Source organism: Solirubrobacter ginsenosidimutans (genome assembly GCF_027587205.1).
On the sequence record NZ_JAPDOD010000016.1, the window covers coordinates 18352 to 35654 of the forward strand.

Annotated in this window: 8 protein-coding genes; 4 read left to right on the top strand and 4 right to left on the bottom strand. The window is 71.6% G+C overall.

Going from position 1 to position 17303, the window contains the following annotated elements:
• Positions 1-53 precede the first annotated feature (53 nt).
• A complete protein-coding gene (locus OM076_RS46140) occupies positions 54-2243 on the bottom strand; it encodes a M28 family peptidase (RefSeq protein ID WP_270041311.1) in 2190 nt (729 codons plus the stop codon).
• A gap of 251 nt (positions 2244-2494) precedes the next feature.
• Here OM076_RS46140 and OM076_RS17455 point away from each other — a divergent pair, with 251 nt between their 5' ends.
• From OM076_RS17455 to OM076_RS17470, 4 genes are all read left to right on the top strand, one after another.
• The gene (locus OM076_RS17455) at positions 2495-3364 is read left to right on the top strand and encodes a M48 family metalloprotease (RefSeq protein ID WP_270041312.1); all 870 of its coding nucleotides are present in this window, start codon (positions 2495-2497) and stop codon (positions 3362-3364) included.
• 10 nt (positions 3365-3374) lie between these two features.
• On the top strand, positions 3375-7208 hold the full coding sequence (gene hrpA, locus OM076_RS17460) for an ATP-dependent RNA helicase HrpA (protein ID WP_270041313.1): 3834 nt from the start codon (positions 3375-3377) through the stop codon (positions 7206-7208).
• 270 nt (positions 7209-7478) lie between these two features.
• A complete protein-coding gene (locus OM076_RS17465; RefSeq protein WP_270041314.1) occupies positions 7479-10148 on the top strand; it encodes an AfsR/SARP family transcriptional regulator in 2670 nt (889 codons plus the stop codon).
• Positions 10149-10161: 13 nt separating this feature from the next.
• Positions 10162-12918, top strand: coding sequence for an AfsR/SARP family transcriptional regulator (locus tag OM076_RS17470; protein WP_270041315.1), 2757 nt, complete (start codon positions 10162-10164; stop codon positions 12916-12918).
• On the opposite strand, the gene OM076_RS46145 is transcribed toward OM076_RS17470, so the two are convergent.
• Genes OM076_RS46145 through OM076_RS17485 form a run of 3 tightly spaced genes read right to left on the bottom strand, consistent with a single transcriptional unit; the run spans position 12905 to position 17254 of the window.
• On the bottom strand, positions 12905-13510 hold the full coding sequence (locus tag OM076_RS46145) for a sulfocyanin-like copper-binding protein (protein WP_270041316.1): 606 nt from the start codon (positions 13508-13510) through the stop codon (positions 12905-12907). The genes OM076_RS17470 and OM076_RS46145 overlap by 14 nt on opposite strands.
• Positions 13507-15063 carry a DUF1501 domain-containing protein gene (locus OM076_RS17480; RefSeq protein ID WP_270041317.1) on the bottom strand — a complete coding sequence of 519 codons (1557 nt, stop codon included), beginning with the start codon at positions 15061-15063 and terminating at the stop codon, positions 13507-13509. Before OM076_RS17480 ends, OM076_RS46145 begins: the two co-directional genes overlap by 4 nt.
• Before the next feature lies 1 nt (position 15064).
• Positions 15065-17254 carry a DUF1800 family protein gene (locus OM076_RS17485; RefSeq protein WP_372518050.1) on the bottom strand — a complete coding sequence of 730 codons (2190 nt, stop codon included), beginning with the start codon at positions 17252-17254 and terminating at the stop codon, positions 15065-15067.
• Positions 17255-17303: the final 49 nt, after the last annotated feature.

The window sequence follows — 17303 nt, forward strand, 5'->3', positions numbered from 1 at the left end:
CGCGCACGGCCGGGCGGCGGCTATGAGGCGCCGCCGCCCGGCCTGAGCGTTCCCTACGGGGTGGTGGTGCTCAACGTGAAGGTGAGCGTCTTGCTGTACGCGCCGGTGCGGAGCGCGTCACCCGAGTTGATCAGCTGGCTGAACTGCAGCGCGACCGAGTCGTTGGAGACCGGGTTGCTGTAGGTCAGGAGGTTCAGCGGAGCGGCCGAGGAGCCGACGTTGTTGTAGGCGGTGCCGGTGTTGGCGGCGTTGCGGGCGCGAGCCTGCAGCGCCTGCGGCAGCGAGAACGTGCCGTTGACCAGGTGGCCGGTGGCGACGGAGCTCGGGTCGGCGACGCTGAGCGTCGCGTCACCGGCGGTCGAGATGACGTTGGCGGTGGTGGCCGCCTCGTACGTCTTCGTGATGCCCGGGGTAAACGGGGCGAAGGCGGCCGGAGTGCCGATGGTCAGCGCCAGCGTCGCGCTGACCGTGCCGCCGGCGCTGCCGTTGGCCGAGGTGAGCGAGACCGGGAGCGCCTTGTCGCCGAAGACCTCGACGCCCTTGACGGCGGCCGTGCCGCCGGCGTTGGCGACGGTGAAGTCGCACGTGACGTGCGGCACGCGGACCTCGAGGTAGCCCGTGGCGTCGGTCATGCCGAAGTCACGGACGCCGTCGCCGCAGTTGGCCTTGACGGACGCGCCGGCGGCCGGCTGGCCGGAGCCGTTGGTGACGTTGACGTCAACCTTGTTGAGCGCGTTCCAGATGTAGGAGGCGCCGATGATGTCGAGCTGCTCCTGCAGGTGGACTTGCGAGACGTTGTCCATCGCGTCACGCGCCGTGTGGTAGGCGGGCTCGGTCACGTAGCTGCAACCGGTGCAGTTCGAGCCGGTACCGGTCGCGCACTGACCGTTGGCCGCCTTGCGGTAGTCGATGTGGATGAACAGCGCCGCCGGGATGCCGGCGTTGTGGAACGGCACGTGGTCGGACTGCGACAGCTTGCACTGATCGAAGTAACCGCCGGGACCGGTCGTGATGCCGCTGCGCTGAGCGGCTTTGAACGCCTCGTCGGTCACGCGGTTGGGCTTGCCGTCGACCGTCAGCGCCCACAGCCTGGCGGGAGCGTACGTCGTGCCGGTCATGTCCATCTGCCACTGGCCGATGTAGCGCTTGGCCTCAGCGCTCTGCGTACGCGGATTCGCGACCACGTTCGACGTCAGCGGGTTGTTGTCGGTATCAGAGCTGATGTAGAGGTGATCGTTGCCCCACGCGGTGGAACCGGTCAGGCCCTGCTCCTCGCCGCCGAAGCCGCCGAAGCGGATCTCCTTGTCAAGCGCCACGCTCTTCATGACGCGCGCGACCTCGAGCCAGATGCCCTCACCAGTGGCGTCGTCATGCGCACCCGGCGAGCTGAACACCGAGTCGATGTGACCACCCATGCCGACGATCGGCGCCGTGTCGAAGACATCGCCGACAGCCTGCTTCTCAGCGGTGATGACCGCGCGAGTAGCCAGGCCGGGAGCGTCAACGGTGGCCGCCGTGTTGGCGGTGACGGTCTCGGTGGCGATCGTGAGCGTCAGCTTCTTCTGCCCGGCGCACCAGGGGCCGTTCTGCGTCGGCCCGACGGTACCGCCCGCGTGCGGGGCAAACACTGAGCCGTCAGGACCCGGAGCGCACACCAGCTCCTTGATCGTGTCCGACTGCACGTCGGCGGAGGACACCACCGGGATGGCCGCCGCGGCGGTGAGCGTGAAAGCGCCCTGCGCTGTCGAGCCGGTGCCCATGTTGATCACGCCGATCGCGCCCGCTGCCACAGCGTTGACGACCGCCGTGTTGAGCGCCGCGCCCGTGACGTTGTTGATCGCGACGATCTTGCCGGTGGTCGAAGCCGGGAAGTCAGCCGCGCCGGCGCCGCTGTTGTTGATCCAGATGACCTCGCCGCTGAGCGGAGTGTCGTACCCGGTCATCCGCGAGTTGCCGGCGGCACGCATGATCCAGGTCGGACCGGGATACAGCGTGGTGTCCGGCGAGCGAACCACGGCCGACGAAGTCGTCGCCGGCCCGTGGTACTGGTTGATCTTGGTCTGATATCCGAACCCGTCCATCTGCTGCTGCAGCCAGGCGGCGGCCTGGTCCTCCTGGCGCGTGCCGGAGAAGCGCCCGCCGATGTCATTGGCGAGGTGGCGGACGGTCTCGAACGAGTTGGCCGCGTCGAGATTGCCGACGAGCTCGTCGTAGTAGCTCGGTTTTGGCGTCTGCGCAGTCACAGGACCGGCAAAGATGCCGAACGCAGCAATGGCGGCAGCCGCCGACGCCACGCGTAGAGCGTGTTTCATGGAACCCCTCCGTGTTGTTGCCGGCGACGCGCGCACGAGACCCTTGCGCGTCGCCGGGGACTGGTGAGCGACAGTAGAGGGCGTGATGAGAACCTGTCAACTACACGGTGTGGTAGGTCTCTCAACACCCCGTGTCAGCCGGACGCGTCAGCCCGAGTCGCCGATCTGGCAGACTGGTCGGTATGAGGACGCGACGCGACCTCTTCCCGTCGGATTTCGGGCTCGTGCTCCGGATGGTGTCGGTCGGCCTGCTCACGCCGCTCGCGGTGTTCGGCGCTCTGGTGGCCGTGATGCTCCTGATGTCGTCCTTCACGATCCGCGCGGTGGTGTTCGGCGCGCTGTGCATCGGCGCGTGGGTGGCGATCCGCGAGCGCGTCGAGGAGTCCTCGCGCGGGCGGCGCCTGCAGCCCGCGGACGCGCCCGAGCTGCACGCGATCGTCGAGCGGCTGTGCGTGGTCGCCGACCTGCCGAAGCCGACCGTGGTGCTGGATTCGCGCCCGATGCCGAACTCGTGGATCGAGGGCACGAAGCGCGGCGGCTTCCGGCTGCACCTGACGCAGGGGCTGCTGGACCTGCTCGAGCCGCGCGAGCTCGAAGCCGTGATCGCGCACGAGCTGTCGCACGTCGTCAACCGCGACGCCGCGGTCATGACCGTCGTCGGCGGGCCCGGCGAGGCGCTGCTGGCGGGTGGCACGCGGGTGGCGACGCAGGGCTGGTTCCCGATCATGGTCGGCGGCGCGATCGCCTCCGGGATCGGCTGGATCGGCACGTACGGGACCCGGCATCTCTCGCGCTACCGCGAGTACGCCGCGGACGCGGGCGCGGTGGCGCTGACGGGCAGCCCGGCCGCGCTGGCCTCGGCGCTGATGAAGGTCTCCGACGGCTTGGTGGCGATGCCCCGCAAGGACCTCCGCGAGGCCTCGCTGCACGACGCGTTCCACCTGCTGCCGGTGGCGAAGGAGCAGGCGTTCGGCCTCCCGAACACGCACCCGCCGCTGCGGGCCCGCATCGAGCGCCTCGAGCGCCTCGAGCGCTCCTTGCACCACGACTAACCTCACAGGGGTGTCAGGCACCCGCACTCGTGACCCGCTGCGGGCGCGCCTCCCCGAGCTCACGCTCCAGGACGAACATCGGCTCGACCAGCGGCTCAAGCGCCTGAAGAAGGGCGACGACAAGGGTCGCGAGCGGATCGAGAAGGACGTGGAGCGGGCGGTCGAGCGGATCGAGCGGCGCCGCGCCGCCGTTCCGGCCGTCAGCTACCCCGAGCAGCTGCCGGTCTCCGCGCGCCGCGACGACCTGCTCGCGGCGATCCGCGACCACCAGGTGGTCGTCGTCGCGGGCGAGACCGGGTCGGGCAAGACGACGCAGCTGCCGAAGATCTGCCTCGAGCTGGGGCGCGGGGTGCGCGGCATGATCGCCCACACGCAGCCGCGGCGGCTCGCGGCGCGCACGGTCGCCGAGCGGATCGCGGACGAGCTGAAGGTGAACCTCGGCGAGGCGGTCGGCTACGCGGTGCGCTTCAACGACAAGAGCCGCGAGGACACGCTGCTGCGGCTGATGACCGACGGCCTGCTGCTGGCCGAGATCCAGCACGACCGGCTGCTGCGCCGCTACGACACGATCATCATCGACGAGGCCCACGAGCGGAGCCTCAACATCGACTTCCTGCTCGGCTACCTGAAGCGGATCCTGCCCGCCCGGCCGGACCTGAAGGTGATCGTGACCTCGGCGACGATCGATCCCGAGCGTTTCGCCGCCCACTTCGGCGACGCCCCGATCATCGAGGTCTCCGGCCGCACGTTCCCGGTCGAGGTCCGCTACCGCGAGCCCGACGAGGACACCGACCAGACCGACGCCATCGGCGACGCGGTCGAGGAGTTGCTGCGCGAGCGGCCGGGCGACATCCTCGTGTTCCTCTCCGGCGAGCGGGAGATCCGCGACACCGCCGACGCGCTCGAAGGGCGGCTGCGCAGCAACATCGACATCCTGCCGCTGTTCGCGCGCCAGTCCACCGCGGCGCAGCAGCGGGTGTGGAAGCCGCACTCCAACCGGCGGGTGGTGCTCGCGACCAACGTCGCCGAGACGTCGCTGACCGTCCCGGGCATCCACTACGTGGTCGACCCCGGAACGGCGCGGATCTCGCGCTACAGCGCGCGTTTGAAGGTCCAGCGGCTGCCGATCGAGCCGATCAGCCAGGCGAGCGCCGACCAGCGCAAGGGCCGCTGCGGGCGCACGAGCGACGGCATCGCGATCCGGCTCTACTCCGAGGAGAACTTCGAGGAGCGCCCGCGCTTCACCGACCCCGAGATCCTGCGCACCAGCCTCGCGGCGGTGATCCTGCAGATGGCGGCGATCGACCTCGGCGACATCGAGGAGTTCCCGTTCCTGGACCCGCCGGACCGCCGGCAGGTGCGCGACGGCGTCGCGCTTCTGCAGGAGCTCGGCGCCCTCGACGAGACCGGCCGCAAGCTCACCCCGCTCGGACGCAAGCTCGCGCAGCTGCCCGTCGACCCGCGGATGGGCCGGATGGTGCTCGAGGCCGACCGGCTCGGCTGCACCGACGAGCTGATCGTCATCGCCGCGGCGCTGAGCATCCAGGACGTCCGCGAGCGCCCCGCCGACCAGCAGGCCCAGGCCGACCAGGCGCACGCCCGCCACGCCGACGAGAACTCCGACTTCCTCGCCTACCTCAACCTCTGGCGGTACCTGCACGAGCGCCGTGGCGAGCTCTCGGTCAACCAGTTCCGCAAGCAGGCCAAGGGCGAGTTCCTGCACTACCTGCGCATCCGCGAGTGGCAGGACCTCGTCAGCCAGATCCGCCAGTCGGCCAAGCAGGTCGGCCTGAAGATCAACCACACACCGGCCGAGCCCGAGGTCATCCACCAGGCGATCCTCACCGGCCTGCTCTCCCATCTCGGGCTGCGCGACCCCTCGCGCCGCGACTATCTCGGCGCGCGCGGCGCGCGGTTCGCGCTGTGGCCGGGCAGCGGCATCAAGGGCCAGCCGGCCTGGATCATGGTCTCCGAGCTGGTCGAGACGAGCCGGCTGTGGGGCCGGACGGCGGCCAAGATCGACCCGCGCTGGGTCGAGCCGCTGGCCGAGCACCTGATCCGCCGCACCTACGACGAGCCGCGCTGGGAGAAGCGGCGCGCGTCGGTCGTCGCCACCGAGCGCGTGACGCTCTACGGCCTGCCGATCGTCGCCGGGCGCGCCGTCCCCTACGGTGCGATCGACCCGGTCCTGAGCCGCGACCTGTTCATCCGTCGCGCGCTGGTCGAGGGCGACTGGGACACGCGCCACCGCTTCTTCGCCGCCAACGCGCAGCTGGTCGAGGAGGTCGAGGCGCTCGAGGACCGCGCCCGCCGGCGCGACATCCTGGTCGACGACCAGACGCTCTACGACTTCTACGCGGCCCGGATCCCGGACGACCTCGTCAGCGGCGCCCACTTCGACCGCTGGTGGCGCGACGAGCGCCGGGTCCGCCCGGACCTGTTGACCTTCACGCGCGAGCTGCTGATCAATCCGGCGGCGGCCGAGGACGTCCGCGGCCGCCCGGACACCTGGCTGCAGGGCGAGAACGAGCTCAAGCTGACCTACCGCTTCGAGCCCGGCACGGCGCACGACGGTGTGACGGTCCACGTGCCGCTCAAGCTCCTCCCCCAGCTGCGCTCCGAGGGCTTCGAGTGGCTCGTCCCCGCGCTGCGCGCCGAGCTCGTCACCGCGCTGATCCGTTCACTGCCGAAGGAGCTGCGCAAGCGGCTCGTGCCGGTCCCGGATGTCACGGCGAAGGTGCTGGAGACGCTTGAGCCGCGCCGGCGGCCGCTGCTCGACGCGCTCGCGGCCGAGATCGAGGCGCAGCGCGGCGTCCGGATCGCGCCCACCGACTGGGACGTCACCCGCCTCCCCGCGTACCTGAAGATGACCTTCAGCATCGAGGACGAGCAGGGCAAGGTCATCACCTCCGGACAGGACCTGAGCGCGCTGCGCGAACAGGTGCGCCCGAAGCTGCGCGCCGCGCTCCAGCAGGCCACCCGCAAGCTCGAGCGGACGGGCCAGACGACGTGGACGTTCGGGAAGATCCCGAAGGTCGTCGCGCTGCCCGGCACCGGGCAGACGATCCGCGCGTACCCGTCGCTGGTCGACGAGGGGACGACGGTCGGCCTGCGGGCGCTGGAGAGCGCCGAGGCGCAGGCGCTGAACATGCGCGCCGGGATGCGCCGGCTGCTCACATTGACCATTCCGTCCCCCGCCCGCGCCTACCAGAACAAGCTCGGCAACCAGGCGGCGCTCGCGCTGATGGAGGCGCCGCACGCGTCGGTCGGGGCGGTGCTCGAGGACGCGGCGACGGCGGCGATCACGGCGCTGATGGGCCAGCCGGTGTGGGACGAGGCGTCCTACGACCAGGTCCGCGCGCACGTCGCGGGCAACGTGAACGGGCTGATGGCGCGGATCATCGCCGACGTCGTCCGCATCCTCCAGGCCGCGCGCGAGGTCCGCCGGCAGCTGGACAACCTGCATGGCGCGGCGCTGGCCGACGTGCGCAAGGACGTCGCGTCGCAGATCGGCCGGCTGGTCTTCCCGGGCTTCATCTCAGCGACCGGCGTCAAACGCCTGCCGGACGTGGAGCGCTACCTGCGCGGCGCGGCGTGGCGGCTGGAGCGCTTCACCAAGGCCGCCGGCGTCGATCGCGACCGGATGCGCACCATCCACGAGCTCGAGGACGCCCACCGCCGGCTGCTCGAGGAGCTTCCGGCCGGCGCGGTGAACGGCGAGCTGAGCGAGGTGCCGTGGCTGCTCGAGGAGCTGCGGATCAGCTCCTTCGCCCAGGCGATCGGGCCCAAGGGGCAAGTGACCCCGCGCAAGATCCGCCGCATCCTCGACGAAGCGGCGCGTTAACGACGAACGACCCGCCCAGGGTGTGCGGGTCGTTCGCTTGCTGCAAGACCTGAGGGCAAACCATGCCCGACACCCACAGGTCCGTCGCGCAAGATCGCGCGAGGCGGTTACGTCGCGGTAATGCGGGGGTTAGACGCGCCAGGTGGACGCGGGCGCCCACTTGCGGCCGTCGACGACAGTGACCTTGAAACCGGCGGTGAGGAAGTTCATGGGTGCAACTCTCCCGGGAGACGGCTACGGGGCAGTAACGTCCGGGTAAAGTCCGCGCCGATGCAGTTCGGGATCCTCGGGCCGCTGCGGGTGGGTGGGCAGGACGGCGCGATCCAGATCGGCGCGCCCAAGCAACGTGCCCTGCTCGCGGCCCTGCTGCTCGCCTACCGCGACGACGGGGTCTCGATGTCGCGGCTGATCGACATGCTGTGGGACGAGGACCCGCCGCCGACCGCCACCAAGGCGATCCAGGTGCACGTCTCCCAGCTGCGCCGCGCGCTGGGCGCGGGGGCGATCGTCACCCGCCCTGCCGGCTACGCGATCGGGGACGGTGACCTCGACCTCGCCCGCTTCGAGCGCCTTCTCGAGCAGGCCCGCGGCGCCGCCACGCCCCAGGCATCGGAGCTGCTGCACGAGGCGCTGGCGCTCTTCCGCGGCCCGCCGCTGGCCGATGCCCCGCTCTACGGCCCCGCCAACGGCGAGGCCGACCGGCTGGCCGAGGTGCGCCTGAACGCGCTCGAGCGGCGGATCGAGCTCGATCTCGAGCTCGGCCGCCACGCCGAGCTGGCGAGCGAGCTGGAAGCCCTCACCCACGAGCACCCGTACCGCGAGCGCTTCCACGCGCAGCTGATGGTCGCGCTCTACCGCGCCGGCCGCCAGGCCGATGCGCTCGACGCCTACCGCCGTGCCCGCACCGTGCTGGTGGAGGAGCTCGGGATCGAGCCCGGCCGCGAGCTGCAGCGCCTGGAGAACGCGATCCTCGCCCAGGACCCGAGCCTCGACGTCCAGACCGCCGCCCCGGCCCGCCCGCGTGCGCCCGCGCCCACCCTCCCCACGCCCCCCACGCCGCTGCTCGGCCGCGAGGAGGACCTCGTCACCGCGACCGAGCTGCTCGAGGACGTCCGGCTGCTCACGCTCACCGGCCCGGGCGGGATCGGCAAGACCCGCTTCGCCCTCGAGCTCGCCCACCGGCTGGGCGGGACGTTCGCCGAGGGCGCGCGCTTCATCACGCTCGCCGCGCTCGAGGACCCCGATCACGTCGGGCCGGAGCTCGAGCAGGCGCTCGGCGAGATCGCGGGGCGTGAGCTGCTGGTCGTGGTCGACAACTTCGAGCAGCTCCTGGACGCCGCCCCCGAGCTCGCCCGCATCCTCGACGCCTCGCCGAAGACCAAGCTCGTCGTCACGAGCCGCGCTCCGCTGCGGCTCGCGGCCGAGTACGAGCTGGCCCTGGGCGCGTTGGCGCCCGCGCCGGCGACGGCGCTGTTCGTGCGCCGCGCCCGCGCCGTCGACCCGCGCCTCAAGCTCGACGGCGTCCCCGAGATCGAACGCATCTGCGCGAAGCTGGACGGCCTCCCCCTGGCGATCGAGCTCGCGGCCGCCCGGATCAAGGTGCTGACGCCGGCGCAGATCCTCGACCGCCTGAGCCGGCGCCTGGACCTGCTCAGCGCGGGCCCGCGGGACGCGCCGCAGCGCCAGCAGACGCTGCGGGCCGCGATCGGCTGGAGCTACGACCTGCTCGACGAGCACGCCCAGACCCTGTTCACCCGCCTCGGCGTGTTCGCCGGCGGCTTCACGGTCGACATCGCCGAGGCCGTCTGCGGCGCCGGCGCGCTCGACGGCATCCAGGCGCTCGCCGACCAGAGCCTCGTGACGCGCGACGAGGATCGCCGGTTCGGGATGCTCGAGACGATTCGCGAGTACGCGCTGGAACGGCTCGACCCGCTCGACGACGTCCGCGACCGCCACGCGCGCGTCTTCGCCGAGCAGGTCAAGGGCGCGGAGCAGGGCATGACCGGCGCCGCCCTCCCGGACTGGCTGCGGCGGCTCGACGCCGAGCACGACAACATCCGTGCCGCGCTGCGCCACACCGTGGCCGCCGGAGACGCGGAGGCCGCGCTCGGCCTGATCGGGCCGCTCTGGCGCTACTGGCTGATGCGTGGCCACCTCACCGAAGGCCGCGCGCTGGCCGCCGCGGCGCTCGCGCTCGATGGCGGCCCGCCGCTGTTGCGCATGAGCGCTGCCAACTCCGCCGGGATCCTGGCCGGCGAGCAGGGCGACTTCGCCACGGCCAAGCCGCTGTTCGAGGAGTGCCTGGCGCTGGCCGTCGCCGACGGCGCGCGCTTTTATCAGGCCCGCGCCGAGAGCAACCTCGCGATCCTCGCGATGTACGAGAGCGACTATGCGACCGCGATCCGCCGCTTCGAGGAATCCGCGGCGATCTCGCTCGAGATCGGCGATGCGCGCATGCACGCCCTGCTCGTCCAGAACCTCGGCCTCGCCTACGACGGTGACGGGAACCGCGAGAAGGCGGTCGCCGTGCTCGAGGAAGGCCTCGTCAGCGCGCGCAAGACCGACGATCGCGCCCTCGTGATGTCCTTCAAGCGCGGCCTCGCCCGGATCCTGATCGACACCGACGGCGAGCGCGCGGGGGAGTTCATGCGGGAGGCGCTGGTCGGGTCGCAGGAGATCGGCGACCTCAACGGGATCGTCGACTGCCTCGAGACCGCGGCAGCCCTGGCCGCGGACCCGCACACCGCGACCCGCCTGTGGGGCGCGGCCGCCGCGCTGAGGACGGAGGCGGGCGCGAGTCGCCAGCCCGACGAGGTCGCGTTCGCCGAGCGGATGGAGACCCGTCTGCGCGCCGACCTCGGCCCCGAGGCGTTCGCCCAGACCGTCAGAGCGGGCACCGACCTCTCACAGAGCGGCGCCGTCGCGCTCGCCCTGCTCTAGCTTTCGCGACGTCATGGAGTTCGCGATCCTCGGCCCGCTGCGCGTCTCCGGACCGGAGGGGCCGATCGACATCAATGCGCCAAAGCAGCGCGCGCTGCTCGCGATGCTGCTGCTCGAGCACCGCCAGGACGTGGTGTCGCCCGAGCGGCTGATCGACGTCCTCTGGGGCGAGCACCCGCCCGCCACGGCCAACAAGGCGTTGCAGGTGCTGATCTCGCAGCTGCGCCGGGCGCTCGGCCCGGACAAGATCCTCACCCGCCCCGGCGGGTACGCGATCGCGCTCGATGGCAACGCCCTGGATCTCGAGCGCTTCGAGGCGCTGACCCGCCAGGCCCGGAGCGCCACGCCGGACGAGGCGGCCGAGCTGCTGCGCGAGGCGCTCGCGCTCTTCCGCGGCCCGCCGCTGGCCGACGCGCCGCTGCTCGGACCGGCGGTCGTCGAGGCCGACCGGCTCGCCGGAGCGCGGCTGGACGCGCTCGAGCAGCGCATCGAGCACGACCTCGCGCTCGGGCGCCACGCGACGGTCGCGAGCGAGCTGGAAGGGCTCGCCGCCGAGCACGCCTACCGCGAGCGCCTGCACGCGCAGCTGATGCTCGCCCTCTACCGCTCCGGCCGCCAGGCCGACGCACTCGAGGCCTATCGGCGCGCGCGGCACGCGCTGATCGAGGACCTCGGGCTCGACCCGAGCCCGGAGCTCAAGCGCCTCGAGGCGGCGATCCTGTCGCACGACCCGTCGCTCGAGCTGCGCGCGACCGCGCCGTCCGCGGCACCGGAGCCCGTCGCACTGTTCGAGGCTCCGCCGCTCCCGCTCCCACCGACGTCGCTGCTCGGCCGCGAGGACGACCTCGCGACGGCCGGCGAGCTGCTGGGCGATCCCGACGTCCGGCTGCTCACGCTGACCGGCCCGGGCGGGATCGGCAAGTCGCACTTCGCGCTGGAGCTCGCCCACCGGCACGCACCGAGGTTCCGCGACGGCGCCCGCTTCGTCGCCCTGGCGGGCCTCGTGGACGCCGCCCTCGTGCCGACCGAGATCGCGCAGGCGCTCGGCGCCGGTGAGGGCGAGGCCGCCGCCGTGCTGTCGCGCAACGCGCTGCTGCTGTTGATCGACAACTTCGAGCAGGTGCTCGACGCCGCGCCGGAGCTCAGCCGCCTGCTGGCGGCGTCCCCGAAGAGCAAGATCGTGGTCACGAGCCGCGCCGCGCTGCGGATCGGAGGCGAGCACGAGCTGGGCGTGCCGCCGCTGACCAGCGCGCCGGCCGTGGAGCTCTTCATCCGCCGCGCCCGCGCGCTGGACTCGCGGTTGCGCCTCGCGCCCGGTGACGAGGCGCACATCGCGCAGATCTGCGCGCGCCTCGACGGCCTGCCGCTGGCGATCGAGCTGGCCGCCGCGCGGATGAAGGTCCTCAGCCCCGCCGCGATCCTGGACCGCCTCGGCCGGCGGCTCGATCTGCTCAGCTCCGGCCCGCGCGACGCGCCGCTGCGCCAGCAGACGCTGCGCGCCGCGATCGGCTGGAGCTACGACCTGCTGGACCCCTCCGCGCAGGCGACGTTCGAGCGCCTCGGGATCTTCGCCGGCGGCTTCACGCTCGAGAGCGCCGAGGCGGTCTGCGGGCTCGACGCGCTGGACGCGATCGCGTCGCTCGTCGAGCACAGCCTGCTGACGAGCCGCGACGGGCGCTTCGAGATGCTCGAGACGGTCCGCGAGTACGCCGTCGACCGGCTGACGAAGGCGGGTGCGCTCGACGAGGTCCGCCACGCGCACGCGCGGGCCTACGCGCAACTCGTCGAGGGCGGCGAGAGCGGCATGGAGAGCGCGCAGACCGGCGAATGGCTGGACCGGCTCGACGCCGACCGCGAGAACATCCGCGCCGCGTTCACCTTCGCGGTCGCCGACGGCGACGCCGAGACCGCACTCGCCCTCGGAGCGGATCTGTGGCGCTACTGGGTCTGGCGCGGCAGCCTCAACCAGGGGCACGAGTTGCTGGTCGCCGCGCTCGCCCTCGAGGGCGGCCCGCCGGAGCTGCGCCAGCGCGCGCTCAACGGCGCCGGCGCGGTCTCCGGCGAGCAGGGGGACTTCGCCGCGGCCAAGACCTACTTCGAGCAGAGCCTCGCGCTGGCGGAGTCCCAGGGCAACGACTACCGCGCGGCGCGGGTCAGCGGCAACCTCGGCAGCCTCGCGCTGTACGCGCTCGACTACGACGAGGCGATCGCGCGGCTCACGGCCGGCACCGAGTTCATGCGCGGGGTCGATTCGCCTCGGGGCTTGAGCCTGATGCTGCAGAACCTCGGCATCGCCCACGCCGCCGCCGGGCACCAGGAGCGCGCGGTGGAGCTGCTGACCGAGAGCATCGAGCTGGCCCGGCTCGCGGGTGACCCGGCGCACATCTCCTCCGCGTTGCGCACACTCGCGCGGCTGCTGCTCGGCGGCGACGATGTCGGCCCGGCGCTCGCGCTGCTGCACGAGGCGATGCTGCTCTCGCACCAGTTGCACGAGCGGCCGGGCCTGACCGAGTCCTTCGAGACGCTCGCCGCGGTCGCCATCCGCAAGGGCGACCCGCACACCGCCGCGCAGCTGCTCGGGGCGGCGGGCGCGCTGCGGCAGGCCGCCGGCGGGATCCGCCAGCCCGACGAGGAACCGTGGGTGCAGGCGATCGTCGCCGAGCTGCGCGAAGCCCTCGGCGACGACGGCTTCGCCGCAGCCGAGGCCGCGGGCGGCGAGCTTGACCTCGCCGACGCTGTGGCCAGCGCGCTGGCGCTCAGCGCACGATGATGTCCGCGCGCATGCCCTGCTCCTCGTGGCCTTGGAGCGAGCAGTAGAGCGTGTACGTCCCCGGCGGGAGCTGAAGCACGAGCGAGTCGGTGTCGCCCGGGGCGAGGTCGACCTTGCCGTATTCGGTCGCGCCGGACCGCACCGACAGGTTGTGATCGTCCTCGCCCAGGTTGGCCGCGTTGAACGTCACCCGTCCGGTCGCGAGCGTCCGGTAGGTGGGCCGGACCGTCCACTCGCTCAGGTCGACGCCGGTTCGCGCCGGGTACTTGACCGGATCGGGCGTCGCGGTGGGGACCGGCGTGGGCGTCGGCGTCGCGCCCGGCTTGGGAGTCGGCGTCGGTGTGGGCGATGGATCGCCACTGGAGCCGGGGCTCGTGGGTGCGCTCGGGTCCCGCTGCGCGCCCGGCGTCTGAGGTTGCGTGCCCGAGCGCGGCTTGACCTTCGCGACGGGCGTTTTCTTCTTCTTGCCGGCCGTCTTGCACTGCTGCTTCTGGTGCGTGCTGACCGCGGCCTTCGCGCACTGCTTGCGGGCCGCCGCGCTCGGGGAGCCCCCGAGCGCGGCGAGCGCGAGAAGGATCGCGAACCAGCTCACGCTTTGAAGAGCCCTGTCTGCCCGTCGCCCCGGTGGAGCGGATCGATCGCGCCGCCGTCGATCAAGCTCTCGGGGTCGATCCCGCCGAGCCAGTCGCGGAGCACGGCCATGTAGACCGACCGGTAGTCGGTCGGCACCTGCAGGTTGCCCTGGTTGGGGTTGTTGGGCGGGCTCGGCGGAACGAGCTTGGAGGGAATGCAGCCCGGCCAGTCGGCTGCGAAGCCGCCCTTGACCTTCGTGCCGAGCGCGAACATCAGGCCGCCGGCGCCGTGGTCGGTGCCGGCGTCGTTGGCGCCGACGCTCGAGTCGGGGGTCTCCTTGACACGCCGGCCGAACTCCGAGAACACCAGCGTCATGACCCGGTGGTCGATCAGGCGGGTCTTGAGATCGGCCTGGAAGGCGGCAAGGGCGCGCGAGAGCTCCTTGAACTGCTTGTCCTGGTTGATCAGCTGGCTCGTGTGGGTGTCGAAGCCGCCCCAGTGGATCGTGATGATCTGCGTGCCGAGCACGTCGATCATGTGCGCGGCCATCTGCAGGCGCTTGGAGAGCGTCGTCAGGGTCGTCCCGGTCGGGGTGGTCGTCGGATAGCTCCCGGCGGGCGGGGCGTACGCGCCGCCCGCGAGCAGCGACGTCTTGTACGTCAAGCCATACGTCGAGCGCGACCGGGCGAGGTAGTCGTTGCCCGCGCCGACCGGAACCTGCGTCAGCTTGTCGATCTCCGCGTTCCAGTTCGGCGTGTTGTTGGATCCCGACGGCGGCAGGCTGCTCGCGGGCTTGAAGCCCGTCATCGGCAGCGAGTTGATGGCCGAGACGGGCATCGTCTGCGTCCGGATCGCCTTCGAGAGCGCCGTGTCGAGCGAGACGGCCTGCAGCGGGTTGTTCGCATCCCCGTTGCGGTCGATCCAGCGCCCGAGCCAGCCGGTCTTGTTGTTCAGGTCGGCGCTGGCCTCGAACCAGAGGTCGCTGTTGTCGAAATGCGACAACGTGTACTTCTTGGCGTCGACCGCGGGCAGGACCGCGAGGTCGGAGCCCGGGCCGCCCGTGCCGTCGCCGAAGAGCGTGTCGAAGCCGGCCGTGCCGCCGTTGTTGTCGGCGCCCGACACGGTGACGTTCGCGAACGCCAGTGCCGCGCCCGCCGGGCCGGGCATCTGCCAGGAGCCGACGCGACCGTCGGCGGCGTTGGCGCCCTGGCCGCGGTGGATGAACGGCCGCGCGTCGACGTAGGCCGAGTAGTCCGCCCCGCCGCTCGGAAGGACGATGTTCAGGCCGTCGTTGCCGCCCGCCAGGTAGAGCATGACGACGCACTTCTTCTCCGGCGCGTCAGCCGCGGCGGCGACCGACTCCCAGATCTGCTCCCAGCCGAGTTCCTTGGCCGCATAGATCGAGGCGGCGCCCGCGGCGCCCCACTGCATCAGCCGCCGGCGGGTCAGGTGCGAGGGCGTGCGCCCCGCGGGGAAGCCGTCCATCGCCTGGTAGGGGATCGGGAGCGTCTGTGTCGGGCGCTGATCGCGGACCCGCGCGAGCTCGATCTCCTCGCACTCGATGCAGCGCATCTCACATCACCTGTCCGTCGGGGCCGCCGAGCATCAGCATTTGCATGGTGTAGATCCGTTGGATGCGCAGCGCCGCGGTGTTCGACGCCGCCGCGGTCGCGTAGGCCTTGATGCTCGTGACCGTGCCGGCCGAGAGCCACGGGCGATTGACGGAGTCATACGCGCGGTCGTACGCCTGCGCGGCCGTCTCGGCAGGGATGTCGGTGGGCGGCTTCGCAGTCCCCGTGTAGTTGGTCGAGTACTTCAGCCACTGCACGCGGTTGATCAGGTCCCAGCGCCCGAGCACGGTGTTCGTGTTCAGCCACGACATGCCGCCCTCCCAGCCCGCGACGTTCGGCGGCCGGTAGACGCGTTGCTGCATGTTGTTCATCGCGGTCTGCAGCGTCGTTCCCCGCAACGGGGCGCCGAGCTGGCGCAGCGCGCCGGCCATGTAGATCATCGGCGGCTTGATCAGGTTCGGCTCGGTCAGCGACTCGAAGATCAGCGGGTTGGTGAGGATCGCGCGCAGCAGCGGCTTGAGCTTGAAGCCGCTGGTCTTGTACGTGTTGACCAGGCTGTCCAGCGTGGCCTCCGGGAGCGGGCTGGCGATGAACTCCGCCCAGAGCTTGCGGATCAGGAACTGCGCGTGGTTGCGATGCGCGAGCACCGTGTCGACGCACTCGTTGATCCGCGCGGGTCCGAACCCGGCAGCGTTGGCCTGCGTCTGCGTCCAGGCGACGGTCTGGGAGTACGTCAGGAACGCCTTGACGCCGAGCTCGTACCGCGTCGGGCTGAAGGTGATCTTCCCGTAGTCGGGGTTCGGCGTCACCTTGTCGGCCAGCGTCGGGTTCGTGTTCAGCGACCACCCCGTGAACGCCTTGGCCATGCCGGAGACGTCGTCCTGGCTGTAGTTCGGCGTGCCGTCCGGACCGGTGGGGCCGAGGCAGAACAGCTCCATGAACTCGCGCGCGTAGTTCTCGTTCGGCTTGCCGCGGACGCTCTGGTTCATGTTCAGGTACAGCGACATGGCGGCGTCGGTCGTCGTCATGTCGTAGGCCAGCTGGCGGAACGTCGCGTCCGGATAGGTGCCGAAGTCGGCGTACTTGAGCAGCAGGTCCCGGTACTTGATGACCCACGGGATCGGGATCTCGCCTTCTTCGCGGCTGATCGCCCAGTGGCGGTGCCAGAAGAACGCGAGCCGGTCGGGGAACGGGTTGACCGCGCGCTGCATGCGGTCGATCCACTCGAGCTCCATCTCGGTGTCGGTGGCGTTCGGGTCGATCGGCGTGCCGTCGGTGAACAGCGGTGGCGTCGCGGTCGCCTCGAGCGCGCTCGGCGTGTTCAGGAAATAGTCGACGAGATCGGCGGACTTCTGGCCGGTCCACGTCGTGCGCTGCGCGGCCGTCGGCCCGAAGCCGGCCCGCCAGAAGAGCCGGTCCACCATCGCGGCGGTCATGTTGTCCAGCGGCGGGGGCGTCGGGGTGGGCGTCGCCGTCTGCGTCGCGGTGGCGGTCGGGGACGCCGTCGCCGTCGCGGTGGCCGTTGCGGTCGCGGTTGCGGTTGCCGTCGCGGTCGCGGTGGCCGTGGCGGTCGGGGTTGCCGTCGCGCTGGCCGTCGCGGTCGGTGTCGCGGTGGCCGTCGCCGTCGGGGTCGCGGTGGCCGTGGGCGTCGCCGTCGCGGTGGCGGTCGGGGTCGCTGTGGCCGTCGCGGTCGGCGTGGGCGTCGCCGTGGCCGTCGGGGTTGCGGTCGGTGTCGGGCTCGGCGTCGATGTCGGTTGCGGCGTCGCCGTCGGGTTCGGGGTCGGCGCGGGCTCGGGTTCGGGCGTGCTGCCCAGCGGCGTCGGCGTGACCGTCGCGATCGGCGGGACCGTGTTGGTGGTCGGCGCCGGCGGGCCGAGGATCTCCTTCTTGGGGACCTTTACGCGCACGCTGGGCGACATCGAGCCCGGGCGGTTGTGGCTGTCGAGCGCACGGACCGCGTAGCGGTACGTCGTGCCCGGCGTGACCTTCGAATCCGTGTAGCTGTTGCGCGTGGTCTTCCCGAGGCTCTTGCCGTCGCGGAGGATCACGTAGTGCGCGGGCTTCGCGCCCTTCGGCGCGGTCCATTTGAGTGTCACGCCACCTGAAGCGACGTTGGTCGCCTTCAGCGACCGCGGCGCGGAAAGCCGCTTGGAAGCAGCAGAAACGCGTCCCAACCCCCGACCCCCATCCATGGGGGGACTTTCTCACCCACTGGAGCCGGTTGACAACCCTTAATCGAAC